This window comes from Mobilisporobacter senegalensis, from assembly GCF_003752155.1.
Taxonomy (GTDB): Bacteria; Bacillota; Clostridia; order Lachnospirales; family Lachnospiraceae; genus Mobilisporobacter; species Mobilisporobacter senegalensis.
Genome location: NZ_RJVG01000005.1, coordinates 153734 through 179335, shown reverse-complemented (window position 1 = coordinate 179335; position 25602 = coordinate 153734). Strand labels below are relative to the sequence as shown.

At 35.0% G+C, this 25602-nt stretch carries 22 protein-coding genes; 21 read left to right on the top strand and 1 reads right to left on the bottom strand.

What is annotated here, in order from left to right; genetic code table 11:
- Positions 1 to 14 precede the first annotated feature (14 nt).
- From EDD66_RS09885 to EDD66_RS09795, 19 genes are all read left to right on the top strand, one after another.
- On the top strand, positions 15 to 2126 hold the full coding sequence (locus EDD66_RS09885; RefSeq protein WP_123609411.1) for a methyl-accepting chemotaxis protein: 2112 nt from the start codon (positions 15 to 17) through the stop codon (positions 2124 to 2126).
- A 274-nt stretch (positions 2127 to 2400) separates the two neighbouring features.
- Positions 2401 to 3765: an ABC transporter substrate-binding protein gene (locus EDD66_RS09880; RefSeq protein ID WP_123609410.1), complete on the top strand. Its 1365-nt coding sequence runs from the start codon at positions 2401 to 2403 to the stop codon at positions 3763 to 3765.
- A 103-nt stretch (positions 3766 to 3868) separates the two neighbouring features.
- Positions 3869 to 4738 (top strand): carbohydrate ABC transporter permease, encoded by an 870-nt coding sequence (locus EDD66_RS09875; protein ID WP_123609409.1) that lies wholly within the window; start codon positions 3869 to 3871, stop codon positions 4736 to 4738.
- A gap of 13 nt (positions 4739 to 4751) precedes the next feature.
- Positions 4752 to 5576, top strand: coding sequence for a carbohydrate ABC transporter permease (locus EDD66_RS09870; protein ID WP_123609408.1), 825 nt, complete (start codon positions 4752 to 4754; stop codon positions 5574 to 5576).
- A gap of 3 nt (positions 5577 to 5579) precedes the next feature.
- Positions 5580 to 7682 (top strand): glycosyl hydrolase family 65 protein, encoded by a 2103-nt coding sequence (locus EDD66_RS09865; RefSeq protein WP_123609407.1) that lies wholly within the window; start codon positions 5580 to 5582, stop codon positions 7680 to 7682.
- Between the two features lie 15 nt (positions 7683 to 7697).
- Positions 7698 to 11549 carry a CBM35 domain-containing protein gene (locus EDD66_RS09860; protein WP_207667773.1) on the top strand — a complete coding sequence of 1284 codons (3852 nt, stop codon included), beginning with the start codon at positions 7698 to 7700 and terminating at the stop codon, positions 11547 to 11549.
- 307 nt (positions 11550 to 11856) lie between these two features.
- Positions 11857 to 12384, top strand: a complete 528-nt coding sequence (locus EDD66_RS09855; RefSeq protein WP_123609406.1) for a GNAT family N-acetyltransferase — start codon at positions 11857 to 11859, stop codon at positions 12382 to 12384.
- An 80-nt stretch (positions 12385 to 12464) separates the two neighbouring features.
- Positions 12465 to 13217 (top strand): alpha/beta fold hydrolase, encoded by a 753-nt coding sequence (locus EDD66_RS09850; protein ID WP_123609405.1) that lies wholly within the window; start codon positions 12465 to 12467, stop codon positions 13215 to 13217.
- Positions 13218 to 13421: 204 nt separating this feature from the next.
- Positions 13422 to 14276 carry an aminoglycoside 6-adenylyltransferase gene (locus tag EDD66_RS09845; protein ID WP_123609404.1) on the top strand — a complete coding sequence of 285 codons (855 nt, stop codon included), beginning with the start codon at positions 13422 to 13424 and terminating at the stop codon, positions 14274 to 14276.
- A gap of 458 nt (positions 14277 to 14734) precedes the next feature.
- The gene (locus EDD66_RS09840) at positions 14735 to 16363 is read left to right on the top strand and encodes a putative polysaccharide biosynthesis protein (RefSeq protein ID WP_123609403.1); all 1629 of its coding nucleotides are present in this window, start codon (positions 14735 to 14737) and stop codon (positions 16361 to 16363) included.
- Positions 16364 to 16532: 169 nt separating this feature from the next.
- On the top strand, positions 16533 to 16757 hold the full coding sequence (locus tag EDD66_RS09835) for a hypothetical protein (protein ID WP_123609402.1): 225 nt from the start codon (positions 16533 to 16535) through the stop codon (positions 16755 to 16757).
- Positions 16758 to 16796: 39 nt separating this feature from the next.
- Positions 16797 to 17384 carry a class I SAM-dependent methyltransferase gene (locus EDD66_RS09830; RefSeq protein WP_170164313.1) on the top strand — a complete coding sequence of 196 codons (588 nt, stop codon included), beginning with the start codon at positions 16797 to 16799 and terminating at the stop codon, positions 17382 to 17384.
- A 281-nt stretch (positions 17385 to 17665) separates the two neighbouring features.
- A complete protein-coding gene (locus EDD66_RS09825; protein ID WP_123609400.1) occupies positions 17666 to 18094 on the top strand; it encodes a GNAT family N-acetyltransferase in 429 nt (142 codons plus the stop codon).
- An 82-nt stretch (positions 18095 to 18176) separates the two neighbouring features.
- On the top strand, positions 18177 to 18965 hold the full coding sequence (locus tag EDD66_RS09820) for a helix-turn-helix domain-containing protein (RefSeq protein WP_123609399.1): 789 nt from the start codon (positions 18177 to 18179) through the stop codon (positions 18963 to 18965).
- Positions 18966 to 19120: 155 nt separating this feature from the next.
- On the top strand, positions 19121 to 19945 hold the full coding sequence (locus EDD66_RS09815; protein WP_123609398.1) for a hypothetical protein: 825 nt from the start codon (positions 19121 to 19123) through the stop codon (positions 19943 to 19945).
- 254 nt (positions 19946 to 20199) lie between these two features.
- Positions 20200 to 20574 carry a hypothetical protein gene (locus EDD66_RS09810; protein WP_123609397.1) on the top strand — a complete coding sequence of 125 codons (375 nt, stop codon included), beginning with the start codon at positions 20200 to 20202 and terminating at the stop codon, positions 20572 to 20574.
- A gap of 76 nt (positions 20575 to 20650) precedes the next feature.
- On the top strand, positions 20651 to 21025 hold the full coding sequence (locus EDD66_RS09805; RefSeq protein WP_123609396.1) for a VOC family protein: 375 nt from the start codon (positions 20651 to 20653) through the stop codon (positions 21023 to 21025).
- Positions 21026 to 21086: 61 nt separating this feature from the next.
- On the top strand, positions 21087 to 21947 hold the full coding sequence (locus EDD66_RS09800) for a metallophosphoesterase family protein (protein ID WP_123609395.1): 861 nt from the start codon (positions 21087 to 21089) through the stop codon (positions 21945 to 21947).
- A gap of 135 nt (positions 21948 to 22082) precedes the next feature.
- On the top strand, positions 22083 to 22616 hold the full coding sequence (locus EDD66_RS09795) for a GNAT family N-acetyltransferase (protein ID WP_123609394.1): 534 nt from the start codon (positions 22083 to 22085) through the stop codon (positions 22614 to 22616).
- Between the two features lie 117 nt (positions 22617 to 22733).
- Here EDD66_RS09795 and EDD66_RS09790 read toward each other — a convergent pair whose 3' ends face one another.
- A complete protein-coding gene (locus EDD66_RS09790; protein ID WP_123609393.1) occupies positions 22734 to 23876 on the bottom strand; it encodes a ComEC/Rec2 family competence protein in 1143 nt (380 codons plus the stop codon).
- Between the two features lie 438 nt (positions 23877 to 24314).
- Here EDD66_RS09790 and EDD66_RS09785 point away from each other — a divergent pair, with 438 nt between their 5' ends.
- Both EDD66_RS09785 and EDD66_RS09780 read left to right on the top strand, forming a co-directional pair.
- On the top strand, positions 24315 to 24482 hold the full coding sequence (locus tag EDD66_RS09785; protein ID WP_123609392.1) for a YezD family protein: 168 nt from the start codon (positions 24315 to 24317) through the stop codon (positions 24480 to 24482).
- Positions 24483 to 24605: 123 nt separating this feature from the next.
- Positions 24606 to 25502, top strand: a complete 897-nt coding sequence (locus EDD66_RS09780; RefSeq protein ID WP_123609391.1) for a radical SAM protein — start codon at positions 24606 to 24608, stop codon at positions 25500 to 25502.
- Positions 25503 to 25602 lie beyond the last annotated feature (100 nt).

Here is a 25602-nt window from a genome sequence, read left to right as displayed (position 1 = left end):
AGGAAGTCAGACTGATGAAGAAAAAGTTACTGAGTAGAAAAATACATAAAGAAAGAATTATTAATAAAAGAAAGAGAAGTTACATATTTGATTCTATGGGAAGTATTCGTGTTAAACTAATTGGAGCTTTTATCATTCCCGTTGGGTTGATTATAGTACTAGGGGTAGTTTCCTATTCAAAAGCTTCATCTGGTCTCATTCGGAACTATGAATTAGCTACTATATCTACAATTAATAGTCTAACTGAATATCTAGACTTTGGATTTAGTACAGTTGAATCGAAAGCCAATATGCTAAATAGTAATAGTACGTTGATGAAGTATTATTCTGGTTATTACAGAGATAATAAAGTGGAAGAGCTAAAACAATATGAATATGTGAAGTCTTTAATTGCATCCAATATATGGACGGAAACTTATATCAGTAATATTTATCTGTTTTCTAAATATGGAAGAGCCTTTGGAGTGTCAGCGGATGGTGCTGAAGGCGAAGCATTATATGATAACTATATGGAATCGAAAGATGGACTTAGTTTTATTGAATCTGGTGAAAAGACAACGTGGGTTGGAAGGCATTCTTTTATAGATGAACATGTATCAAATGGGAAAGACTATAGTATAAGCCATATGAGCTATTTGTATAATTCCAGTGGCAGGCCCATTGGATTTATTGTTATTGACGTTAATAACGATTATATTGAAAAAGTACTCGATAATAGTGGAATGCTTGATAAGGGAAGCGTTGCATTTATAACAAGTGATGGAAAGGAAATCGTTGGGGGGAAACAGTTAAAAGATTATAAACTTTCTGAACAAGACTACTTTATGAAAGCCATAAATAGTGATGATAAACAAGGGTATAGTTATATAAATATTGGTGATAAAGAATATATGTTTTCATATTCAAAGACAAGCAAAGGGAATGCTTTATTGTGTGCATTGATTCCAAAGGCAGAAATTATTAAAGAGGCAAAAGAAATGAAAGAAGTTACACTTATAATTGTTTTTTTAGCAAGTATCATCGCGATTATATGTGGAACTATTATTGCTTCTGGAATTGGGAATGTTATAAATAAAACAAATCAAGTATTGAATGTAACGGCTCAAGGTAATTTGGGTGTAAGAGTTGAAATGAAGCGTAAAGATGAATTTGCAATTCTTGCACGAAGTATTAATCACATGATTGAAAGTATGATGGGACTTATTCAAAAGGTGACAGTGATAAGTGCAACTGTTTCTCATTCTGCATTTGATGTATCAGGAAGCTCACAAGTATTACTTGATGCAACAAAGAAAATTAATGAATCTCTTTTAGATATTGAACAAGGTATTATGCTACAAGCAGAAGATTCAAGTAATTGTTTGGCAGAGATGTCAACTTTATCAAAACAAATAAACGAGATATATTTAAATACAAGTGCAATTGGAGACAGCGCTAAAGAGACAAAATCTGTTGTTAGACATGGGTTTACAATAATAAGTGAATTGGAGCAAAAGGCAAAGAATACAACTAAGATTACGAGGGAAGTGATCCGAAATATAGAGGATTTGGAGAAAGAATCAGACTCTATTGGAGAAATTGTTCAAACAATTAATGCAATAGCAGAAGAGACAAATCTATTAGCCTTAAATGCTTCTATTGAAGCTGCAAGAGCAGGAGAGTTTGGCAAAGGATTTTCTGTGGTGGCGGATGAGATTAGAAAGTTGTCAAATCAATCTACAACTGCAGCCAATCAGATTGATAATATTATTATTGGAATCCATCAAAAAACAATAAAGACCGTTGGAGTTGCAAAAGAAGCAGAAGGTATCGTTGCCTCTCAAAGTGATGCATTAGGGCATACTATAGCTCTTTTTAGTGAGATTAACGAACACGTTGAGGAATTAACCAGGAACTTAATAAAGATCTCAGAGAGAATGGTAGAAATTGAGCATGCTAAGGAAGATACATTGGGGGCTATTGAAAATATTTCGTCAGTTTCACAAGAGACCGCAAGTGCCTCAAATGAACTAGCAGGAATAACCACAGAACAATTAAGGGCAGTGGAAACGTTGACGGCTGCTGCTGCTAAATTAGATGAAGACGCAAAAGATTTAGATGAATCGGTGGCAATATTTAAGATATAGTATGTATGTACCTCCTAGTAAATTGGTTGCAACACTGACGCTAGGAGGTCTTTTAATAGGATATGAATTTTTGTGGAACAACGATAAGAAGACAATACATCAAAATATTTTCATAAAAGTAAAAATTGTATAAGAAAAATAAGTAGGATAATACATAAAACAAGAAGAGGTCAAATTTCCATAACAGGAAGAAAAGCAATTCTATTCTGTATAACAGGCTGAAATGGTATTCTAATCTTGTATTAAAAAATAAATCGTTTATTTAGGAGGTCTTATGAAAAAAACAAAAGTAATTGCGTTACTGTTAGCCCTTACCATGACTATGTCATTGGTAGCATGTAAAAACAAGGATGCCAGCAAAGAAACAGGTACAAACACAGAGGCATCAGTAGATGAGACAGACAAAGGGGATACACCGGAGGGAACAAGCTCTGAACCAGTAGAAATCTCTTATGCAACTTTTATGGTTGGATCTCATGCATCTGCTGCAGCAGAAGAAGAAGTAATCAACGCATTCAATAAGAAGTTTGAAGGCAAGTACAAAGTAGTAGTAGAAGAACTCCCTAGTGATAATGCATTTGTTGATAAGATGAAGATATTAGCATCTTCACAAACATTACCAGATGTATTGATTGGAAAGAATGGCATCAGAGAGCTGGCAATTGAAAATGGGCAAGCTGTTAATATTAAACCGTTTTTAGAAGCAGATCCGGAATGGATGAAGTTTGTAGGAGAAGACGCTATGAATTATAACATGGAAGATGACGGAAGTGTTTACTCTATCTCCAACCAGCGTCAGATTATCGGCTATTTCTACAATAAGGATATGTTTTCAAAAGCGGGTGTCACTCCAGCTAAGACATGGGATGAGTTCATGAGCAACAATGCTAAGCTGAAGAAAGCAGGATTTACACCATTGGCTTTAATGACTGGTGAAAATGCATGGACTACAAATTTATGGCTGGCAGCAATGATTGGTACTGATGGTGCAGATGGAAATGCGTTCATGAATACCAGCTATCCTGCAAATTATAATAACAGCTCAGTGATCAAGGGCTTAGAAATGTTGAAAACATGTTTAAAAGAGTACACTACTCCAGATGCAGTAGGTGCACTTTATGCAAATGCAGCAAATAACTTTGAACAGGGTAATGTGGCTATGATCGCAAACGGACCTTGGATGTGTCCTGATTTTACAGATGAAACTAAGTCTATTCCAGGTTTTGGAGATCAGGTTGGTGTAGCTCTTTATCCTGAAGATGGATTGATTGCACAGTTTGAGGTTGGGTATATTCTTTGTACCAACGGAAAGTCTGCTGAGGAGCAAGCAGGTGCACTTGAATTCCTTAAGTTCAAGACAAGTGAGTATGCTCAGAGTGTATTCCTGGAGAAGGCAGGCGTTCTTCCTTTAACAGACAATATTGAGATGTCTGCTGAGTACAAAGCTGCTAATCCAATTCTTTCTGAACTAATCCAGTTGTCTGGTAGTGCAAAGTATACATTTGAGAATATCGATAATACGGCATTCTCTTCTATCGTAGATGAAACTGCTGTTAGATATCCAGAACTTGCATATGATGAGATTACACCAGAGGAGTTTGCAGATTACCTTACAAAGGCAGCTGAAATGAGCAAGTAATAAAGTGTTTTAGACAATTGCGCAAGCATAAATAAGGATTTAATGGCGATTCATATTTATGCTTGCGTTATTTTTTTGCAATATTTGCGGAATGGAGAATATTATGACAAAAAATAAGAAGTGGGTAATACTTTTTCTGCTTCCGGGAATTTTATTATTTAGTTTTATATTTCTTGGACCTATTATAGTCTTGTTTGGAACTTCCTTTACAGATTGGTCCATTGGCAAGGAAATATCTTTGGTTGGATTAAAGAACTACATATATTTATTTACAGAAGATAAAACATTTATGGATAGTTTGAAAAATACAGCTATCTGGATTCTTCTTCAGGCAACTTTTCATGTTTTTATTGGAACTGTAGTAGCTATTATATTAGCAAAAAAGAGATGGTATAGCAGTGCAATAAGAACTATTTTCTTTATACCAAATGTTATTTCAAGTGCAGCATTAGGCATGCTGTTCTTGTGTGTAATGAATCCACAGTATGGATTTATCAATACGTTGATTATGAAAATAACAGGAGAAGGCTTTAGTCAGAACTGGTTTATGGATCCAAAGTCTGCATTTTCAGCAGTAACTATGACATGGCTTCCATATGCAGGACTTGTTACAATTCTGGTCATGGCTGAGATGTCATCTGTTTCAGAAGATGTATATGAAGCAGCAAAGATTGATGGAGCCTCGTCTTTTCAGACAGATATATATGTAGTATTACCACTTATGAAAAATATTATTGGAACCTCTGCAGTTCTGGCAGCCACTAGTATGCTGCAAAAGCTGGACATAATCATGATGACCACCAATGGTGGACCGGGAAGCAGAACCATGAATATGCCCATGTATCTGTATAAAACGGTATTTACCAACAATAATTATGGACTGGCAAATGCACAAGGTGTTTTACTAGTACTTCTAGGTGTGATTTTACTTAAGAGTATTCGTAAGATATTCAGTATGGATGCAAAAGAATAGAAAGGATGACATTATGCTTCGAATAATTAGAAAAATACTTACAGCTCAGTTGCTGACGGTCATAGTGGTCATCTCCATTGTACCTTTTGCGTGGGTGTTATTTTCTTCATTTAAAACCAATAGCGAGATATTGACGGGAACATTGGGATTTCCTTCTGGTTTTCGCTTGAGTAATTATGTGACAGCATTTAAACTGGCACCTCTTATAACCTTTTATAAAAATAGTATAGTAATAGCTATAGCAGGAACAGTGCTAAATCTATTTGTATGTACCATGGCAGCTTATGTTGTGGTAAGGTGCTCATTTAAGTTAAAGGGAGTGGTAATGCTTCTGTTTTCTGTGGGACTGATTATTCCCGGAGCAGCATTGCTTCAGCCACTATATATAATACTTAATGTAACTAACCTTTATAATACGCGCACTGGTCTGATTCTTGTATACACAGCACTTGGTATGCCAACAACTTTTTATGTCATGATGAGTTACATAAAGACCATTCCGTATACCTTAGAAGAGGCAGCATATATAGATGGATCTGGTTTTTTACGAACCTTTGTAAAGATTGTTTTGCCTCTTACAAGGCCGGCATTTGCAACGGCTGGTATCATTCAGTTTTTATTGTGTTGGAATGAATTCCAGCTTGCACTTACTTTAACCGGAGAGACGGGAAAAAGAACCCTGCCAATAGCCCTTTACTATTTTAAGAGTGCATTTGCCAGTGATTATGGAGCCATGTTTGCGGCAACAGTAGTAGTTATCGTACCTAGTATCATTACATTTATATTATTTCAAAAACAAGTTGTTTCAGGTTTGGCTGCTGGATCAGTGAAAGGATAAAGGATGAATATAAATTGGTGCTTATATGAAAATTCCTATAATGGGGAGCTTATAAAGTATTATGAAGGGTTAATGACCCAGGGGAATGGTTATCTTCATGTGCGTGGAAGCTATGAAGAAGGAATATCAGGAGCAGTGCAGGATGAAGAATATGATAGGAAACCTGCTAATGTGACATTGGAGAAACATAAAAAGCAGAAATCCAAATGGGGGACTTATATCCCTGGCATAGTAGGACCACATCCTTATTTGAAAACGGAAACAATCAATCTTCCCTACATATTTGACTTGAAGGTAAATGCAGATGGAGAAGAGTTAGACATGGAAAACTGTCAGATAGAAAAGTACGAAAGGTACTTGAATCTTTTGGATGGTATTCTTACCAGGTCCTTTACCTGGAAGACAAATAAGGGAAAGGTGCTAAAGCTTACTTTTTCTCGAATGATCTCCATGGCAGATAAACATATAGCAGTACAAACACTTACGATAAAAGCAGAGTCAGGTGATATTAACATAGTTGTTACTGGTGACATCAACACTGGAGTCAGAACCAATGGATTTAATCATTTTACAAGAATTAAAAAAGAGAAACAAGATGATATAACCCGTGTAATTACTGAAACCAATGGCGGAAATACCATTACCATGTGCTCCTATTTGGACTGTGAGGGAGAGAATGTAATACAGCAGGGGGAACAACTTAAAATAACAAAGATTATCCAGGTTAGCACAGATCGAGATGAGGAAATTGAAGCATTGAAGGAAACAAAAGAGGATATTCGAACACTCGATTTGGATCGGCTGGTAGAAAGACATAGACTTAAGTGGACAGAGAAATGGAGGGCTGCAGATATTGTTATTACTGGCGATAATCATGCCCAGCTAGCTATTCGAATGGCTATTTACCATTTAATAAGAGCAGATAATGAAGATGATCCCAGGGTAGCTATTTGTGCCAAGGGTCATGCTGGGGAAGGGTACTGTGGTAGATACTTCTGGGATACAGAGATTAACATATTACCATTTTTCATCCATACAAATCCCAAGGCAGCAAGAAATCTGGTGAAGTTCCGTTATATGACTCTTTCTGGTGCAAAGGAAAATGCAAAAAACTATGGTTACAAAGGTGCCAGGTATGCCTGGGAGTCTTCTGTAACAGGTATAGAGGAATGTGCTAACTGGCAGTATGCTGATCATGAAATTCACGTAACAGCGGATATTATATACGCTATGGAACATTATGTAAAGGCTACAAAAGATGTGGGTTTTATTGAAGAATGTGGTTTGGAAATGATGAAGGAAACAGCAGAGTACTGGGCTGAACGTGTGGATGAGATAGACGGGCAATACCAGCTTTTAGGGGTAATGGGACCGGATGAATATCTACCAATGACCAGAAACAATGCATTTACGAATCGAATGGTAAAGTTCTCTTTGGAAAAGACTGTTCAGTATTTAAGTGAGACTAATCAAGGCCAAAAAGATCAGCTTAAAAAGTGGGAAACAATTAAAGAGCGGCTAAGACTTCCTTATAAAGAAACAGATGAACTTATTATGCAGTCTGATGATTTTGCTTCTTATGCAGATGTAAATTTTGATGAAATTTGGAAAGATCGTTCTAGATACTTTGGAGAATTTATTTCTCAGGAAAAAAACTACCGCTCAAAGGCATTGAAACAGGCTGATGTACTAGAGATGATGTTGTTGTTTCCAGAGGAATTTACAGAGAAGCAGTTAATAGCAAATTATGATTATTATGAACCGATTACCACTCATGACTCGTCTCTTTCCGCAGCAGTTCATGGTATTCTGGCAGCTCGTATGGGGAGAGTGAAGGAAGCAGAAAGATTTCTAGATAAAGTAATAGACATTGATATGTGTCCAGACAAGTGTGGAGCTGAAGAGGGCATTCATATTGCAAATTGTGGTGGTCTATGGCAGTTAATTGTCTATGGTTTTGCAGGATTAAAAAGTGCTATGTGGGAAGATAATATAGTGCTTAATCCATGCTTACCAAGAGAATGGCAACAAGTGGAGATTCCTATTATGTGGCACGGAGAAAGAAAGAGGGTTGTAGTGACACATGAGGGATACAATATAAATTAAAGGAGAAAGGTATTTATGAGAAAAAAATTGTTGTTATTTATGCTAATGGTAGCAATGGTAATTACCACGCTACCTCCACAGGCAGCACAGGCAGAAGTGGCAAGTCAGTATCGTAATCCTCTTATGAGGGGTGCAGATCCGACAATCGCAAGAGATGCAGATGGTTTCTACTATTGCGGCTTTGCTACAGATAATGATATTTATCTGAAGAGAGCAGAGACGGTACTAGGCATATCTACTGCAAAGAGTAGACTTGTATGGAAGAAGCCGGAGAACTTTGGCTATGTATGGGGGCCATACATCTATCGCATGGAAGGTAAGTGGTATATCTATTTTGCATCTGGTCCGGAGACAGACTTCGGTTATGGTCATCCAAGTACATATGTATTAGAAAATGAATCACCGGATCCATTTGAAGGCACTTGGGAGCTAAAGGGCAGCTGGTCAAATAGGGATGAAAATGGGGAAGCTACAGAAAAGGCTGGCCTTATGAATGCAGAGGGCTATGGACTTCCTTGTGGTGTAGTCACCATTGGAGGAGAAAGATACTATTCCTATACCAAATATTTCTACTATGAGGATCAGTATTTGGGAGTAGCCAGTGGATCGGCTATTGATTATACCAGAACCAAATTTGATGAGTGCCCTACCATCGTAAAGATGTTGAATCCGTGGACTCTGGACAATGGAACAGTAGAAGGCTCTACAGGAACAGAATGTACCCTGGCAAGACCGATTTATGACTGGGAAAAGCATGGAGACAATATTGATGAGGGTTGTGCGGTAGTAGAAAAAGACGGCAAGGTGTACTTTGCTTACTCTGCAAGTAGCTTTATGAATGATAACTACTGTGTAGGTGTATCCTATGCAGACTTAAATTCAGATTTATTAGATCCAAATTCCTGGGAGAAACTTCCTGTACCACTGATGTCGAAGTCACCTGAGAACAGTGCCTTTGGACCAGGGTCACCTCTTTTTGTAAAGTCTGAAGACGGTACAGAGGATTGGCTGATTCATCATGCAGGCCCGGTTGGTGGGCAAACTGGAGCCAATCGTTGGGTCAGAGCAACTCCGGTTAGCTGGACCGATAATAGTTTTGTTAATGTAGGTGTACCTTCTAACCCGGGAACTGTTTTTGACAGACCTTCCGGTGAGGAAAAGAGTGAAGTACTGGAAGCAGAAGATGCTGCCTGTGTTGGTGTAGAGAAGAGAATTATCAGTAACAGTGCCAGAAGTTCAGGCTCCGGTAATGTGAAGTTTAATGAAGCCGGCGGATATGTTGAGTTTGACGTAGAAGCCGAAAGCGCTGGTATGTATTCTCTGGATTTCCGTTACAACAATGCCGTTACCGGTTCGGCGATTACCATGGAGTTATCTGTAAATGACAGTCAGCAAAGAATGTTGAGCTTTGTGTCGAATGGAGAATATACTGCAAATCTTGATGTTTTGAAGGTATATAATATTATTTTGCAGGAAGGAATTAATAAGATCCGCATGACTGCTCCGGCTTCCTGTGAACTTATTCTGGATGCCCTTACCATTAAGAAAACTACACTTTATGAGGCAGAAGAGGCAGCCTTGTCTGGTGGTGCTAAGACTAGTACAGAGCATACAGGATACAGTGGTAGTGGTTACGTAGATAATCTTTATACGAATGGAACCGGTGTTGCATTTACGGTAGATGCTCCTTATACAGGGAACTATTCCGTTGATCTTCGTTACTGCAATGGATTCTATGGTGAAAAAATCAATAAATCTCTTGCTATTTATGTGAATGGAGTAAGAGTAAAGACTGCTGATTGTTTCTATGGAACCAGCTGGTCAGATTGGCAGGATCGTTACGATAACTTAAATCTAAAGCAGGGCGTGAATACTATTGAATATAGGTATGACGATGCTTCTTTGGGCAATGTAAATATTGACTATATTACAGTAACAGAAGCAGTTACTATGACATACGAAGCAGAACAGGCAGAACTGTCCGGTGGTGCAAGTTTTGCACAGGATCATGCAGGATATACCGGTACTGGCTTTGTAGGTGGTCTGTGGCAGGATGGAGCATTAGAATTCCATATAGATGTGGAAACAGCTGCTATATATGATGTATCTATTAAGTATGCCCTTGGCTTTATCGGCGAAACAAGAAACATGAACCTGTATATCAATGGTGAGTCCAAAGGAACGATTAACTTTTCAGATAGTACCGGATGGGATAACTGGAGCGAAAAGGTCGTTGCAATGGAACTGACGGAAGGAATCAATACCATCAAACTGACCAGAGAAGGAGCCGGTCAAGGAGACATTAACTTGGACAACATTCATCTGCAGAGGAGAATTCCATGGGCATATCAGGCAGAAAATGCTACCATGTTAGGTGGAGCCCATAAATCCGAAGATCATCTTTGGTATGAAGGAACCGGATTTGCAGGTGGATTTGAAAGTGCCGACGGTACAGAGGGTATTGAATTTACAGTAAATGTACCATACACAGGTACCCATACAGCAACATTGAGATATTCCGGTGCACATGAAAACAATATTACCATGAGTTTGTATGTAAATGGAGTGAGAATCAAACAGATTGAACTCCCACCTACAAAGACCTGGGATGACTGGAATGAAGCAACCTATGATGTAGACTTGAAGGCAGGAGACAATACCATAAAGCTTGTGCGTGAGATTACTGACTCTGGATGTTTTAACATAGACAGCCTGACAATTGACAAGTATAGCAGCGCTAAGTCTTCTCTTAAAAATCCAGGTTTGGTATCAGGTACGGTATATGTAATGAAGTCAAAGACAAGTGGCAAGGCTGCGGATGTTGCAGGTTATTCCAGAGATGCTGGTGCCCTTGTAAATCAGTGGAACTATTTAGGTAATATTAATCAATTATGGGAACTGTTAGATCAGGGAAATGGATACTGGAAGCTTATGAGTTCCTATAGTGGGCACATGCTGGATGTTGCAGATACTTCGAACTACTTTACCTGCCAGCAGATAAATGATCCAAATTCTATTTCTCAACAATGGAAGATTGAGCAACTAGGAGATTTCTACAAGTTGACCAATCGACAGTATGATATGGTTCTGGAAGTAGTGGATGGTTTGACCAGTAATGGTACTATGATTCGTCTTGCAGCATATGAAGAAGGCGCAGATCGTCAGCTTTGGAACATTGCAGATGGATTTGATGCCACTGGTATTAAAGCAGAACAGCCAGGTGAAGAGGAAGAACCAGGAGGAGAAACACCAGGAGGAGAAACGCCAGGAGGAGAAACGCCAGGAGGAGAAACACCAGGAGGAAATACACCAGGAGGAAATACACCAGGAGGAAATACATCAGGTGGAGATACAAGCGGGGGAACATATAATCCAACTAAACCATCTGTTCCTGAACAACCGGATAAAGAAAAAGAACCTGAAGTAAAGCCTCAGACTGAAGTAACAGGTAAAATAAAAGTAGGCAAGACAAACAATGTACTATCTTGGGAAAAGGTAGAAGGAGCAACAAAATATATTGTTTACGCATGTAAGACAGGAAGCAGTAAGTATACTAAGATTGCTACAATTAATGCTGGGAAAAAACTTTCCTTTACCCATAAGAATGTAAAAGGAAAGAGCTATAAGTACTATATCCAGGCATATGGAAAGAATGATGCTGGTAAGACAGTAAAACTTATGCAATCAGATACAATGCAGACAATAAGCTCAAAGGATAAAAAGACTTTTTATATGACAACCAATATGAAAGTAGCCAAAATTAATAGCACTGGTGAAATTATTGTTGTAGGTTCTGGAGATTGTACAATATATGTTTATATGCCAAAAGGAAAGATCAAAAAAATTGATATTAACATTAAAAAATAATGATTAGAGAAAAGGCGGTTGCAAAATTAATTGCAACCGTTTTTTGATTCGCCCAGCATGGGTGAACTCTTGCGGGTGAAAGTCCCGAATGTGCCTTTGTAGTAGGAAACACATAACTGAGTGCAAGGGTGTCCATTGCGAGGTGGAAACAAACTGAAGTCCAAATGGTAAACGTAAACCAAAGTTGTAAATCGAGAAGTTGTGGAATGAAACGATCTATATATTTAGTTGCTTTATTTATTTTATTCAATATGATATTATGATTTAATAATTTACATAAAAATCTGAATTTGTGAGGAAAGCATTTATGGAAGATAATATTGTGATTGTAGAAACAGAGCGGTTGATTTTAAGAAGATATAAGAAAAGCGATATAACAGATTTGTATGAATATTTATCCGATTCAGATGTTGTTAAATATGAACCATATAAACCAATGACTATGAGTGAAGTAGAAAGCAATCTTGACTGGAGAATTTCAACAGATGAAATGATTGCTGTTGAATTAAAAAGCAATCATAAAATGATAGGAAATGTGTATTTAGGAAAAAGCGATTTTGAATCACTTGAAATGGGGTATGTATTCAATAAAGATTATTGGGGTAAAGGATATGCGAAAGAAAGCTGTGAGGAGTTAATGGCATTAGCATTTTCTGGTGGAATTCATAGAATTTTTGCAAATTGTGACCCACAAAATATTAATTCATGGAATTTATTGGAGAGACTAGGATTTGAGAAAGAGGCGCATTTGAAGAAAAACGTATACTTTTGGAAAGACGATGAAAATAAGCCTATTTGGAAAGATACATACATTTATGCAAAATTAAACTATTAAACTCCATTTTATAGCATAAATTCGAAATAATAACAGAATAACGAAGTAAGATTATTATTAAACGATACGAGGACAAAAAAATGATTTTTAAAGAAACAGAAAATAAAGAATTTCCAACAATAATTCTGTTACATGGGGGTGGACTATCTTGGTGGTCATTAAAACCTATTATTGAACTGCTGAAAAATAATTTTCATGTTGTAACTCCAATTATTGACGGACATGGGGAAGCTGCCAAGGAAACTTTTGTCAGCATTGAAAATTCCGCTCTTAAGTTGATAGAATATATTGATGATCAGTATAATGGGAAAGTTTTTGCGATTGGAGGACTATCTATAGGTGCACAAATTGTGACAGAAGTATTATCATTAAGAAACAATATTACGGAGAATGCAATAATCGAAAGTGCATTGGTTTATCCAATGAAAGGCGCGGCTTCTATGACTATTCCTACATACAAATTATTTTATGGATTGATTAAAAAGAGGTGGTTTTCAAAATTGCAATCGAAAACATTATGTGTCCCAGACAAGATGTTTGAGCAGTATTATGATGACAGTCTGAAAATAACCAAGGAATCACTCATAAACATTACATTAAGCAATGGGAATTATCATTTGAAAAACTCTATTTCTGATACAAAATCAAGAGTTTTGGTCATTGTAGGTGAAAAAGAACTTAGAATCATGAAAAAATCAGGTATAAGATTGCATGAAGCAATTGCTGATAGTGAATTGTATATTGCTCCCAATATGAGACATGGGGGGATTAGTCTGCTATACCCAGAACAGTATGTAACTTTAATCGCAAATTTCTTTAACAAGAAAAAATAATATAATGAGGATTACCTGGACATGGTTTGATAACAATGGTAAATATACCAAGGAATTTGCCATTAGCGAAAATTGGTGGAAATCATATAAAGCAATTGAAAACTTGTGTTTTCTTAAAAACTTTGGCTATATCGAGATATAAAACCTATTTATATATACACTGGAATTTCAATACAAATTATTAATAGCAGGCAGGTATATTTTATGAGGACTGAGAAAGAAATGTTTGATTTAATATTAAGTGTTGCAAAGAAAGATTCACGTATACGCGCAGTATACATGAATGGTTCCCGAACTAACCCAAACGCACCGAAGGATGTTTATCAGGATTATGATATTGTTTATGTGGTTGATGATTTTGAGACATTTACCGTTGACAACAGCTGGATAGATATTTTTGGTGATAGGCTTATATTACAAATGCCTGAAGCAATGCGGTATCCGAGTGGTGAAGGACATTTTAATTGGATGATGTTATTTACTGATGGTAATCGTCTTGATTTGACTCTTATTCCAATTCAAAAGCTTGAGCTTATTGGTAAGGATAGTTTGAGTATAGCTTTGCTGGATAAGGATGGTATTTTGCCATCATTTCCAACAGCATGCGATAAGGACTATCTCATAAAGCCGCCATCTAAACTGTTTTATTTGTCCTGTTGCAATAATTTTTGGTGGTGCTTACAAAATGTTGCAAAAGGTATTACTCGTAATGAATTACCTTATGCGATGTTGATGTATCACAATGTTGTACGGGAGGAATTACACGATATGATTTCGTGGTATATTGGCATTATCACTGATTTTAATGTTTCTGCCGGTAAAATGGGAAAATATTTCAAAAGGTATCTGCCACCAGAAATTTATGAACAATACTTATTAACTTATTCCGACAGCGATTGCAACAACATGTGGAAAGCGATAATGAATGCCTGTGATATTTTCAGCTCTCTTGCTATAGATGTTGCTGAACATTTTAGTTATAAATACAATAAGCAAGATGAGGAGAATATGAGAATATATATTAACAATGTTAAGAACAATGTTTACCAAAGAAATTAGTCATAATACAAAATCTAAAAATTTTAATTCATAGCCTCGGCTATAAGTTAATTTGTAGGTAGCTTTTAAAAATAGAATATGTGTGTTATCATGTGTACATAAATTAGAAGTGGATAAAATCCCTTTCTTTTCAACATTTGTAGAATAGGATTTGGTTCGAATACCGTCTGGTGCTCATAAAAACCCTTGATTTTCAAGGGTTTTTTGTTGTATATATATTGCACCATTTTTTCTTGCACTTTTTAGAATGTTATTCATAATATTCAAGTTCTATTGCTATGTATTCAGATTGTCAATATATCCAAGTTGTATATACGTTAAGATGGTGTACTCAATTTAAATGGAAATTTTAGTTTATTATCCATATTTCTTATGCTATAATAGTTTGAATTGGTAAATAATGTTGTTTTTTATTATAATTTATGTTTTATATACCCATGAGAGTAGGTTTACATTCTATGTCAAAACAAAGTAAAAAAACCAATTTTATAAAACAGGCAGGAATACTTGCCATAGCAGGTATTATTTGCAGAATCATTGGAATTATATACAGACGTCCATTAACTGAACTTCTTGGTACAGAAGGCCTTGGTTATTATAGTATTGCTTACAATATTTATGCAATCATTCTTTTGGTATCTTCTTATAGTATCCCATCGGCAATTTCAAAAGAGATGGCTAAAAAGTTGATTTTCAAAGAATATAAGAATGCTCAAAGAATTTTCCAGTGTGCTATCATTTACGTTTTTATAATAGGGGGACTAGCGAGTATCATTACCTTCTTTGGTGCAGGTTTGCTGGTAGAAAAGAATTCTGTTATTGTCCTTAAAGTCTGTGCCCCTACTATTTTTCTATCAGGTCTTTTAGGCGTATTTAGAGGATATTTTCAGGCACATAACACTATGCTTCAGACTTCTATCTCCCAGGTTTTTGAACAAATTTTCAATGCAGTAGTAAGCATATCAGCTGCATATCTTTTTATAAAGGCAGTTAAACAGTCAGACTCCACCTCTCAAGCAATATACGGTGCAATTGGAAGTGCAGTTGGAACTGGAGCAGGTGTACTGATTGCACTTTTATTTATGTTGATAATATATTTTCTTAATAAAGGTTTTATCCAAAAACGAATTCAAAAGGATTTAGATAATCAGACGGAATCATATAAAGAGGTTTTAAGAAGAATTTTTTACACAATAACCCCCATTATATTAAGTACATTTATTTATAATTTAAGTACTACTTTAAATCAAACAATTTATACAAAGATACTAATTTATTTAAAAGATTTTCAGGAAAAGGTGGTTGCATCTCAATATGGTATTTTTGCGGGAGAAGCCGTTGTTATTACTAATATTCCAATAGCTCTTGCATCTGCTATCTCAGCTTCAATGCTACCGAATATTTCAGGAACTTATTCCCTTGGAAATATAAAAGATACGAATCATAAAGTTGATGTGGCTATTCGAACAACAATGCTGATTTCTATACCTTCTGCAGTTGGTTTCGCCGTTCTCTCAAGACCAATAGTTCAAATCCTGTTTCCACAAAAGGATACGTTAATACAAGCATCTGAATTACTTCGCTTCCTTAGTATTACTGTTATTTTTTATTCGCTGTCTACAGTAACGAATACCGTTCTCCAAGGGATTGATAAAGTAAATCTCCCGGCTATAAATGCTCTGGTTTCACTTATAATTCAGACAGTTGTACTTGTTGTAATATTATTATTTACCGGTTGGAACTTATATGCCCTTATTATAGCCGCAATACTCTATTCATTTCTTATGTGTGTTCTTAATGGATTTTCAATACGAAAAAATTTAGGATACAGATTGAATATACGAAAAAATATTATTATACCCCTTGCAGCTTCAGCTATTATGGGAGTAATAGCGAGATTATCATATATATTTCTCTATGTCATATGTAAAAGCAATGCAATCTCGATTTTTTTAGCTATAATTGTTGCAATAATTCTTTATTGCATAATTGTTATAAAATTAGGTGGTATAAGCGAAAGTGAACTTATTATTTTACCAAAAGGAAGAATGATAGTAGGGTTTGCAAAAAAAATGAAATTATTATAATACATGAGAAATTCTGTAAAGAAAATGATAAAGAACTGATAGATGGGCTTACGGTTTTATACCAAAAAATAAAATGATAAAACTTGACATACATTGATAATTAAATATTGATAATTGGAATAATATGTATTAATATAGCAGAAGGAAATAATATAATGTAGGAGGAAAAATGAAAAATAAAAGGGTGGTTATATTTGTAACGATTATACTAATGATATCGGGTATGATTATTACTGACAGAGTAAGATTTAATAATAAAAAAACTCCGATATTTGCTGTAAGTATTATACGGGCTTACGATGTTGATATATATACTGGGTTTGGTTATTCTATTATATACGGACATAAAGGTGATGTACTGGTTTCTGAATGGAACTGGGGTTATTTATTTTAGCAACAATTTATGAATATATTTTTAGATTGGAAGAATACCATGTTGAAAAATGAGATTTATGATTTTTATAATGCAGGTGTAGAAATAGCTAGATTGGAGAAAGGGTTAGGGAAAATTGAATTCTTTCGAACGAAGGAAATTTTATCACAATATATACAAGGGAATAATGTAATATATGATATTGGAGGAGGAATCGGTACTTATTCAGCTTGGTTGGCAAAACAAGGAAATGACATCCATTTATTAGATCTGGCTGATACTGCGATAACTTACGCAAAAGAACATATGATGAATGATTGCCATTTTATAGCTGAAGTAGCAGATGCTAGACATGTTAATAGACCTGATAGAAGCGCAGATGTTGTATTATTGATGGGTCCTCTATATCATATGCAGGATATAAATGATAGAAAGCAGACATTGAAAGAAGTATATCGCGTGCTAAAAGATGGTGCCTTATTGATAGTGGCTGGAATATCAAAATTTAGTTCAACAACATGGGCATTGTCAACATATGGTGTTAATAATAACTTCATAGATGATGAGATTTTCTTTGAAATGCTAAAAGGAGAATTAACAACAGGAATTCATAACAGACCCAAGGAATATCCATCACCTAATCGCTGAATCTTTCTTTTCAACACCTAAATCTTTTGGAACCGAATTAAAAGAAGCAGGTTTCTCAATAGTTGATAAACATGCGGTGGAAGGATGTATTTGGTTTACCCCTTGTCTGGATGAAAAATGGAGTAATGATTCAAGTAGAAAACAACTTCTTGAAATCATACATATGACTGAGCATGAAGACGAAATTATAGGTATGAGTCCCCATTTTTTACTTATCGGAAAGAAATAATACTAACAAACAATTTATAGTGGATATTATTGAATTTTATGAGGTGACAGTAATGGAAAGCTTACGAAAAGCTACGCTTAATGACAAAGAACAAATATATGGATTACTTGTAGCGTTAGAGGAGACAAGCATTGATATCAAGCGATTCTCAGATATTTTTGATGCTAATATATCAAACCCTTCTGTTTTCTATTATGTTTATGAAAAAGAATATGTAATCTTAGGTTTTATTAGCATACATGTGCAAAAATTATTACATCATACTGCTAATATTGCTGAAATTCAAGAACTTATAGTTGATGAAACAGTAAGATATCAAGGAATTGGGAAACGCTTATTTCAAAAAGCAAAAGAAGTTGGTACAGATAATGATTGTAAGCAATTAGAAGTATGTTGTAATCAAAAAAGAGTATTCAGTCATAAATTCTATCAATCGCAAGGAATGACAAATAGCCACTACAAGTTTTGTTTAACTTTATAATTATTAAGGACAAATCCATGCAAGTTTTATCAAGAATTTTTCTAACTGATCGATTAATATATGGTTACAGGGAGGTGAGAATGTGGATTGGATTAAGATAACTCAAAATGCAATTGATGAAATCGAAAACAGAATTGGTGAAAATATTAATGCTGATATTTTAGCTGCAAGCCAATTTGTTTCATCTTTTTATTTCCAAAAGATGTTTTCAATATTATGTGACTGTACCGTGAGTGAATATATTAGAAACCGGCGTATGTCATTAGCTGGCTATGAAATTTCAAATACGAAAATTTCTGTATTGGATATAGCATTAAAATATGGCTATGACTCAAATGAAAGTTTTACAAAAGCATTTACAAGATTTCATGGTATAACGCCGTCCGTTGCCAGAAAAAACAAATCAAATTTGAAAGCATTCTCAAAAGTATCCCCTATATCAAATTTAACAGGAGGAAAAATTATTATGGGTAGTTTAGGAGAAAGAGGTTATATTGTAAAGGAAACAGGAGCAGTGTATTACACTGAAGATATGGACAAGACACTTAATTGGTTTAAAGATGTGCTTGGTTGGTATGGACAGATTGAAGAACGTGACGAAAATAACCTTGGGCTTTACGGGTGTGTAAATAACATTCCTACTGAAATTGAAGTATTGCATATTGCTCCATTTACTGGTATTCACATGTTTAAAGGTGAACCTATCAAAAGAATTATAGGATTTATGCTTGTTCAGGGTGTTGAGCAATTATACGGCTATGCTAAAAGCCGCGGATGGAATGATATTTCAGAAGTTGTTGAAGAACCTTGGGGAGGAAAGACATGTGAAATAACTACAATAGACGGAAGTATATTAAAGTTCTTTGAGTAACTACATAAGAATAACATAAAGCTAACCAAGGGGTGAGTCTTCTTCTTTGTCACATCTCAAAAATCATCCAGGCAATATTTGCATTCGTGTGATGGAAAACGATTGCCTGGATATGGTATGATATTGTGAATACGACTGGAAAGGGAAAACACTATATGAAGATAAAGAAAAGCCTGGTAGTTTGCCTTGCAATTATTTTAGTATTATTGATTGCTGTGGCATCATATATGTTGCAAGTCTGGAAAAATAATAAATATCGGATTGTGGCTGGTGATCATTTATATTTAACATCTCAGAACAAATCATTATTATGGTTTGACATTGTGCATTCTAATAATCCACATGACATCATGTTTAATGATATAGAAATAAAATTTGTAGAATTTTCTCCTGATTTAGTTTTGGTTGAAGGGGGATATAATAGTTTTGAGGGTAACAGGGATACTGCAATAGCAAACGGAGAATCCGCATTTGCTGCTTTTCTTGCAAAACAAAATGAAATAGCAGTCGATGATATAGAACCACCATTTTCAAAGCAAATAGAATATTTGCAGACCAAATACCCACCCGATGAAATTTTGGCAATGTATTTGATCCGACAAATTGGTTCAATGGAATTGATGGAAGAAGATATTGACTTTGACTTAGATACATTTTTATTGAATGAAACAAGGTTTTTCATAGAAAATGGTTTGAACTACTCTGCTACAGACTTGAACAGTATTCTTAAAACTGTGAACATGTATTTGCCGCAGAGAATTAGCAAAGATAATTGGAGGAATCTGAAAGTTTATAGGGTTTATGGGAAGGAGAATGGTATTCTTTATTCAGTCTATAATGACACTGTTAATTACCGAAATACATATTTGGTTGAATATATAAAGGAAAAAATGGAACAGTACGACAAAATATTTATTATTATGGGTGGGCAGCACTTACTTGATACGAAACAGCAATTAGAAGAACTATATTTTCAGTGATAATATAATAATTACCTTTTGATTTCAAGAAATAACTGCTTATTTACTTTTTAAATCCCTTGGCTTTTTAAGGAATTTTTTGTGTTGGTTATACACAAGTAAGGTGTATCATGTCTCTGAATTATTTAAACAAGGGTATGCCATAAAGTTTAAGTTGGTATAAAATGGTATAAATTTTCTATGAAGTATAGTATAATACCGTTATAAAAAGGGGCTGATTATTCGGAAGAGAAGCCAAAGGGAGGAAGTAAATTATGATACAAATATTAGGCGCTTTCTTGTTTGCAATAGTAGCTGTTATGACTGCTCTTGTATCTTGCGGCATGCCTTTAGGTGAATTCACAATGGGTGGGAGATATAAAGTTTTACCCAAACAGCTTAGAATTATGGGTGTAATTTCATTTGTCATTCAAATATTTGCAATCATTATTATTTTGCAGGCAGGAGGAATTTTCACTCTGTGGTTTTCTGAAAAAATTACAAAGTATATCTGTATATTTTTTGCAGTGTATTTGTCCTTAAATACAGTTATGAATTTTTTATCAAACAGCAGGAAGGAAAAATATTTTGCAACACCTCTTTCCATTGTAGCAGCAATATGCTTTTGGATTACCGTCTTCAATATGTAGATAAATCTTCTGTGGAGGTAATGAGATGTAAATCAAAGATAATTTGGATTATTTATATTTGGGGAAGGAGCACATTATGAAAAGGTCAATGATGCAAGCTTATGTGAAAGGCAGCAAAGAAGCAGTAGAGCTTTATTTGCAAGCTTTTGATGCTACGCTGGGTTTTAACGTAAAAGACACGGATAATACATTTTATCATGCAGAACTTGATATTTGTGGTCATATCTTAGCAGTATCTGAGGCGAAGGATGGCACAGATAAAAGAATTACAGGTAATACAATGCAGTTTTGCTTACATTATGGTGAAGGAAACGAGGATATGGTTAAAAACGCTTATGAGATTTTAAAAGAGGATAGTGAAATCCGCTTTCCATTAGGTCCATGTGATTTTAGTCCATTGTGTGCTGACTTTATTGATAAATTTGGGATTAGATGGTGTCTTTTTGTATAATGGTAATATGGATTAAATATAATGAAACAGCCATTCATCAGATAAAAATGTGAGGTTAGTAATGAAAATAGCAGTATTAAGCGATATACATAGTAATCATTTAGCACTTGAATCTTGCATCAGGTATATTGACGATAAGAATATTAGAAACATTCTATTTTTAGGTGACTATGTAAGCGACTGTGCATATCCACAAAAAACCATGAATATTATATATGATTTGAAAAAACGTAAGACATGTTGGTTTATAAAAGGGAATAGAGAAGAGTATTTATTAAAACATCTTCAAGGTGAAGCGGACGGATGGACATCCCCTTCAACAGCAAGTGGAAGTCTTTGTTATACTTACGAAAATCTAAGGGAAAAGGATTTTAACTTTTTTAAGGATTTAGATATAAAAGGACATATGATAATAGAGGGATATCCTGAGTTTGAATTTTGTCATGGTTCGTTAGTAAACGCCCGGGGAGATTTATTATTTGGTAGTGATGAGGCTAAAATGGCGTTATCAACAATAGCAACAGATTTGATAGTTTGTGGACATACTCATCAGCAAGGCGTTTTCGAATATGGAGGCAAGAAAATAGTAAATGCGGGTTCGGTAGGAATTCCCTGGGGACATGATGCAAAATCTCAATTTGCGATATTACATAGTAATGGCAGCGCTTGGGAAGAGGAATTCATACAATTAGATTATAATAGGGAAAAAGCAGTTACAGAATTATATGAAAGTGGCTTGAGTATTCAAGGGAATATATGGATAAAGCTGGTTGAGGAAACATTAAGAAAAGGAATTGACCGCTCCATAGATTGCGTAGATCTTGCAATAAAAATCAGTATGAGTAAATGTGGTAATGGAGATTGGAATAGTTTAGACGAAGAATATTGGGAAGAAGCAGCAAAGAAGATAGGGATTATATAACAAAGAGATATTAGGTGTTTACGATTTTAGTCCATTATGTGCAAATTTTATCTTTATATAAGCAGACGATATTAATAGAATAAATTATCAGAGATAGTTTTAAGATGGTACTTTAGGAACCGGAGGATTTAATTTATGGATAATGTTGTTATAAAAACTGCAAGAACGATTATGAAGTTTCCACTAGGACTTGTTTCGGCAGAAGAAATTATTAATGCCATTTCTGATAGAGAAACTCTAAGATATATGGATAGTGCACCATATGATTATACTATTGAAAGTGCTAATAATTTTATAGATTTTTTAGAGTATGCTCGTAGTTCAAAGAAGCATCTTGAACTTGGTGTTTTTGACAATAAGACGAATATATATATTGGAATGATGACATTGGGTGATATAAATTTAGAAAACAATACTTGTGAATTAGGTTATTGGATTAGTAAACCTTATACTGGAAAAGGTATTGCAACAGAATGTGCGAGCGAGTTGCTAAATTATGCGAATAATGTTTTGGGAATGAAAACTATAAATGCATATGTTATTACCGGTCACAGTAAATCTATTGCATTATTAGAAAAATTGGGATTCCAGAGAAAGGATTTATTAAAAAATAATACTAAAAATAAAGGAGTATTAGTAGATAGATATTGGTATATAAAAAATATGTGAATAAATCAGGAGTGGGGAAAATTCTTATTTAAGATTATTTTGAATAACAAATGCCAAGTTCTTAGATGATATATGAGAACTTGGCATTTACTAATTTATTAGTAAAGTGATATTAATTTATGGATTGCATATCTTGCAAGGCTCATACCCTTTTTTAATAAATTCCTGCCTTTTCTTAAGGATTATTTGATTTTTCTTATCAGGGAGACCGGAGCAGGAGGGAAGATGAAATTTGTGAGTTTTCGAATTTCCAATGTAATGATCACTGACTGTAATAGTATCTGTAATAGAAGATTCATTCTTTGTTTCAGATGTATTAGTAGAACCAGAAGACCAATTACTGGTAGGGTCAGTATTCCAAGTAATTTTTTTACCATCACTGCTTGCAATGATGGTTCCCTGAATGTCTGTGCGAAACAGTTTTATATCTCTTGTTTTTAATCTATCCAGAACCTCTTTGGCAGGATGCCCATAACTATTATTCCCCACACTAATAACAGCATAAGTAGGATTGACAGCTTTAAGGAGAGCAGCGGAACTGGAACTATCACTTCCATGATGACTGGTAAGATACACATCTGCAGAGATATCTTCTTTCACAGAAAGTATATCCGTTTCACTTTCAGATTCAGCATCGCCCAAAATCAGAAAGCTATTGGAACCATACTCAAGTTTTATTCCAATAGAATTATTGTTTGCTTCAAGATAATCGTAGTTAACAGGTGCTACAATTGTAAAAGAAGCATTTCCAAGATGATACGTATTACCTATAGCAGGGTGTTTCGCTTGATAGTCCTTTTTATCCATCGTATCCAGATAGGATTTATATACATTCGTATCTGCCACATAATCTGGGGATAGAATAGTCTTAACATCCAATACATTTAGTACACCGACAATACCATTTAAATGATCAGCATCGTAATGAGAGATGATAACGTAATCTAATTCTTTGACGCCTTGTTTCTTTAAATAGCTGACAACATAAGAAGAATATTCCCGGTCCCCACCGTCTATAAGCATATAATGTCCATCTGATTCAGCAAGCAGGGCGTTCCCCTGACCAACATCAAGGAAGTGAACCGACAGGGAGGAAGACTCTGCCCCGGGAATATCAGCATCAACTTCCTTACTTATATTGCTATGGGGGTTTACTTGATCATTATCATTAACATTAATAGTAGTGGAACAACCTAGGAGTAACATACTGCTTATGAATAAAAGCAGTAAAAGATTCTGATATTTTCTAAAAAATTTCATGTCATTATATCCTTATTCAGTCAAAATTTAACTTTCTATAATATATTAAGCTTATCACAGCCTTATCAACGGTAAAAAGATATTATATATCATGAACTAAAAAATAGAAAGATTTAGATTTTGGAAGATAAATGTAATTAATAATACAACATAATTTTATAGTAAAAAAGTGGTTACAGTTCAGCCATAAGCTCGATTTTGCTTTGCTGCATCTCGCTTAGGCAGAGCGCACTATAGAAAGTAATGTAGAAATTGCCCTTAGTGTGCAAGCACCCACGTGCATTTTTTATACTATTTTCTCCATGACTGAACTGTAATAAAAAATTGTGATCAAAATCACAAAAAGTTATTGACAAAGAACTGGGAAGCAATTATAATGTATAAAAATCATATAAAACATATAGGAATACTAAGAAATATCCTGTAAGAGGTGAGTATATGGAGGATAGGAAGAAAACCAATAGTAAAAAGAATGTTGTATACGAAAAAGACATTCAAAAAGTTATTGAATTCATTGAAACAATTCAGTTTGGTTCAATAACTCTTATAATACAGGATGGAAGAATCGTGCAGATCGAAAAGAATGAAAAAGTTAGAATGAAGTAAATGAAATCATTGGTGATCAGAAAACTGAAGCCGAACAGATGTAGATAAAAGTCTATGTCCGTTCGGCTTTTTTGCGTAAAGCATGTTTCTTCCGGTTGTATTTGAAAAGATAGGAGGCAGTATATGAATTCAACTTTTGTAGAACAAGAGAAAGAAAGGCTAGAATATATTTCTAACAGACATCCGTGCTTTGGTGGAGGCCCTAATATGAACAAAGGAAGAGTACATCTTCCGGTAAGTCCAACCTGTAATATTCAATGTGCCTTTTGCAAAAGGAGTATGAATAAGCTGGAACAAAGGCCTGGTGTTACTAATAAATTATTAGAGCCTGCCAAAGCAGCTGATATTGTAGACAAAGCATTAGAACTATGTCCTGAAATTACAGTGGCTGGGATCGCAGGGCCAGGAGATACACTGGCGACTCATCTGGCCATAGATACATTTGAGATTATTAATCAGAGGCATCCGGAGCTTATCAATTGTCTTAGTACCAATGGACTTTTACTGGAGAGATATGCGGAAGAACTTATATCGGTAGGAGTGGAAACCATAACGGTTACAGTAAATGCAACTGATCCTGAAATTTTAAAAGAAATCTGCCTTTATGTGATTTATGAAGGAAAGAAATATGAGGGTATTACAGGCTCCAGGATATTAATAGAGGCACAAAAAAGAGGTATTCGTAAGGCTGCTGAATTAGGTGCACTGATAAAAATCAATATTGTTTTAATTCCTGGAGTAAATGATGGACATATTGAAGAAATTGCCAGAACAGTAAAAGAATTAGGTGCTGCATTTATTAACATCATTCCCCTTATTCCACAACATATATTTGCAGATAAATGTATGCCTACCTGTGAGGAGTTACATAAGGCGAGGGAAATTGCCGAGCAGTATTTACCTGTTTTTAGACATTGTAAGAAGTGCAGGGCAGATGCCTGTGGCATTCCAGGGAAAAAAGATGTGGCGGATCTTCTTTATGATTACCGTGAAGTGGAGCAGACCTTTTCCCATGGTTGAAAAAATAGATTTAAGCGTTAAAGGTCATCAATAAACATCCATATTCATTTGAAATGTTTGGAATGACTTTAACCTGATATCTTAATAAGAATTGAAATGT

Excerpts from the sequence above, each read along its gene's own strand:
- EDD66_RS09885 (WP_123609411.1), top strand. The coding sequence starts at position 15 with ATGAAGAAAAAGTTACTGAGTAGAAAAATACATAAAGAAAGAATTATT.
- EDD66_RS09880 (WP_123609410.1), top strand. The coding sequence starts at position 2,401 with ATGAAAAAAACAAAAGTAATTGCGTTACTGTTAGCCCTTACCATGACT.
- EDD66_RS09875 (WP_123609409.1), top strand. The coding sequence starts at position 3,869 with ATGACAAAAAATAAGAAGTGGGTAATACTTTTTCTGCTTCCGGGAATT.
- EDD66_RS09870 (WP_123609408.1), top strand. The coding sequence starts at position 4,752 with ATGCTTCGAATAATTAGAAAAATACTTACAGCTCAGTTGCTGACGGTC.
- EDD66_RS09865 (WP_123609407.1), top strand. The coding sequence starts at position 5,580 with ATGAATATAAATTGGTGCTTATATGAAAATTCCTATAATGGGGAGCTT.
- EDD66_RS09860 (WP_207667773.1), top strand. The coding sequence starts at position 7,698 with ATGAGAAAAAAATTGTTGTTATTTATGCTAATGGTAGCAATGGTAATT.
- EDD66_RS09855 (WP_123609406.1), top strand. The coding sequence starts at position 11,857 with ATGGAAGATAATATTGTGATTGTAGAAACAGAGCGGTTGATTTTAAGA.
- EDD66_RS09850 (WP_123609405.1), top strand. The coding sequence starts at position 12,465 with ATGATTTTTAAAGAAACAGAAAATAAAGAATTTCCAACAATAATTCTG.
- EDD66_RS09845 (WP_123609404.1), top strand. The coding sequence starts at position 13,422 with ATGAGGACTGAGAAAGAAATGTTTGATTTAATATTAAGTGTTGCAAAG.
- EDD66_RS09840 (WP_123609403.1), top strand. The coding sequence starts at position 14,735 with ATGTCAAAACAAAGTAAAAAAACCAATTTTATAAAACAGGCAGGAATA.
- EDD66_RS09835 (WP_123609402.1), top strand. The coding sequence starts at position 16,533 with ATGAAAAATAAAAGGGTGGTTATATTTGTAACGATTATACTAATGATA.
- EDD66_RS09830 (WP_170164313.1), top strand. The coding sequence starts at position 16,797 with ATGTTGAAAAATGAGATTTATGATTTTTATAATGCAGGTGTAGAAATA.
- EDD66_RS09825 (WP_123609400.1), top strand. The coding sequence starts at position 17,666 with ATGGAAAGCTTACGAAAAGCTACGCTTAATGACAAAGAACAAATATAT.
- EDD66_RS09815 (WP_123609398.1), top strand. The coding sequence starts at position 19,121 with ATGAAGATAAAGAAAAGCCTGGTAGTTTGCCTTGCAATTATTTTAGTA.
- EDD66_RS09810 (WP_123609397.1), top strand. The coding sequence starts at position 20,200 with ATGATACAAATATTAGGCGCTTTCTTGTTTGCAATAGTAGCTGTTATG.
- EDD66_RS09805 (WP_123609396.1), top strand. The coding sequence starts at position 20,651 with ATGAAAAGGTCAATGATGCAAGCTTATGTGAAAGGCAGCAAAGAAGCA.
- EDD66_RS09800 (WP_123609395.1), top strand. The coding sequence starts at position 21,087 with ATGAAAATAGCAGTATTAAGCGATATACATAGTAATCATTTAGCACTT.
- EDD66_RS09795 (WP_123609394.1), top strand. The coding sequence starts at position 22,083 with ATGGATAATGTTGTTATAAAAACTGCAAGAACGATTATGAAGTTTCCA.
- EDD66_RS09790 (WP_123609393.1), bottom strand. The coding sequence starts at position 23,876 with ATGAAATTTTTTAGAAAATATCAGAATCTTTTACTGCTTTTATTCATA.
- EDD66_RS09785 (WP_123609392.1), top strand. The coding sequence starts at position 24,315 with ATGGAGGATAGGAAGAAAACCAATAGTAAAAAGAATGTTGTATACGAA.
- EDD66_RS09780 (WP_123609391.1), top strand. The coding sequence starts at position 24,606 with ATGAATTCAACTTTTGTAGAACAAGAGAAAGAAAGGCTAGAATATATT.